This is a genomic window from Kribbella albertanoniae (genome assembly GCF_004348455.1).
GTDB lineage: Bacteria > Actinomycetota > Actinomycetes > Propionibacteriales > Kribbellaceae > Kribbella > Kribbella albertanoniae.
Genome location: NZ_SMKA01000524.1, coordinates 1 through 1,345, shown reverse-complemented (window position 1 = coordinate 1,345; position 1,345 = coordinate 1). Strand labels below are relative to the sequence as shown.

The window sequence follows — 1,345 nt, the reverse complement described above, 5'->3', positions numbered from 1 at the left end:
GGTGACCGCAGTGCACCCCCGCCCACCCGCACGCAGCCCAGCAGAACGCCGTACCCACAACGTCCGAAGGACACGCGCGCCTGGTGTTCGGATCGTCGGACGTTAATCCCTGCTCGGGCTAACGTCCGAAGGATCCGAGGGCGTGGTCACGAGGGCGTGGTCTCCGGATCTTCGGACGTTGTGATGGGTGTGACGGTGCACCACCCACATATCAAGTCAGGAGAGTCGTTTATGCCCGACCGACATCAGCGCGTGCCGCCACTGGGCGTCCCCGGCGCACGGCTCCAGTTCCTCACCGCGCTCCCGCCGGATCCGGCGTACCACCTGCTCCATCACGCCGACGTCGTCCTCGGTCAGATCCGCCCGGCGCTTGCCCAGGATGCCGACCGCCCGCACGCCGACCTCGTCGCCACGTTCATCCGGCGAGGCCTCCGCCGTCTTCCCTGTCGCCGACGTGCTCCGTGACGAACGGCACCAGCACGCCCGATTTCTCTTGCCTGCAAGGGCGATTTGCCTCGTTATCGTTCCGTGACTATAGTCGAATACATGTTCGAGGAAGAGTTGTCACCGCTTTCGACGGCCGACTTGTTGGAGTCCGCCGCCGAGGAACGTGCGGCCGAATCCCGGTCAGCTGCACGGTCCCTCGTTCATGCTGTCGTGTATGCCGATCGCTTCCATCCTGACGTGGCGCCGGAGCGCCCAGGGCGTCGTGCGAGTGATGGCCGGGAGCGTGCGGTGGTGCTGGGCGGTGACGGCTGTCCACCGATCATGGAGTTCTGTGTCTCCGAGTACGGCGCGGTGGTGGGGGTCTCGCCGGGAGTGGCGCGGGACTATCTCGCGAACGCACTGGCCTTGCGAGCCCGGTTCCCGTTCGTCTGGGCGAGGGTGCTGGCGGAGAAGGTCACGGCCTGGAAGGCACGCAACCTCGCCCGCGACTGCGAGAAGCTGTCACTCGAGGCCGCGCTGTACGTCGACAAGCGCGTCGCGCACCTGCTGGACACGATCTCACCGACCCGGCTGGCCAAGATCATCAAAGCCGCGAAGATGCACGCCGACCCCGACTTGGCGAAGGCCGAGGCGGCTGAGAAGACCGACGAGCGCGGTGTCTGGGTCGGCCGGTCCGACGAGCACGGTACGAAGACGTGTGTGATCAAGGCGTCTTCGGGGGCGGTCCGGCGGCACAAGGCGAAGATCGACGAGATCGCCGACGCCCTGCTGTGCCAAGGCGACAAACGCCCTGTTCAAGCCCGCCGCGCCGAAGCGGTAGGCATCCTGCCCGACACCGCCTTCACCAACGAACTCCTCGCCCAAGCCCGCGAATACCAGCGCACCAACCCCCCACCCC

Annotated in this window: 1 protein-coding gene and 1 pseudogene; one reads left to right on the top strand and one right to left on the bottom strand. The window is 66.8% G+C overall.

Annotation, left to right across the window (positions count from 1 at the left end; genetic code table 11):
- Nucleotides 1-216: 216 nt before the first annotated feature.
- Nucleotides 217-510 carry a DUF3140 domain-containing protein gene (locus E1261_RS47235; protein WP_420814106.1) on the bottom strand — a complete coding sequence of 98 codons (294 nt, stop codon included), beginning with the start codon at nt 508-510 and terminating at the stop codon, nt 217-219.
- Between the two features lie 36 nt (nt 511-546).
- Here E1261_RS47235 and E1261_RS44765 point away from each other — a divergent pair.
- A pseudogene (locus tag E1261_RS44765) lies at nt 547-1,345 on the top strand (hypothetical protein); the annotation flags it as partial.